The organism is Psychrobacter sp. 16-MNA-CIBAN-0192 (assembly GCF_040309565.1).
Taxonomy (GTDB): Bacteria; Pseudomonadota; Gammaproteobacteria; order Pseudomonadales; family Moraxellaceae; genus Psychrobacter.
In genome coordinates, this window is record NZ_JBEOOX010000072.1 from 1 (window position 1) to 351 (window position 351).

The 351-nt window shown below is 40.7% G+C and carries 1 protein-coding gene; it reads right to left on the reverse strand.

Translation table 11 applies throughout. The annotated features are described in order from the left end of the window. Positions 1-351, reverse strand: a 351-nt coding sequence (locus tag AAEY78_RS12410; RefSeq protein ID WP_352339644.1) for a Rho termination factor N-terminal domain-containing protein, incomplete at both ends; no start/stop codon positions are given.

Below are 351 nucleotides of genomic sequence, written 5' to 3' on the forward strand. Positions count from 1 at the left end.
TCAAAGTTGACTTCACTGACTTTCAACAGTGCAAAATATCTTTCGCCTTCTTTCGGCGGTCGAATTTTACCAAAAATACTGTCACCAGTACGCATGTTAAAACGGCGAATTTGGCTTGGTGAAACATAAATATCGTCAGGACCCGCAAGGTATGAGCCATCTGAACTTCTTAAAAATCCAAATCCGTCTTGGAGGATTTCTAATACACCGCCACCGAAAATGTCTTCTCCGCTTTTGGCGTGAGCTTTCAAAATAGAGAAGATGATATCTTGTTTACGGGTACGAGCCATATTTTCCAGATTCATGCTTTCAGCAAGAGAAACTAGATCCGAAATTGGCGTGTCTTTTAAT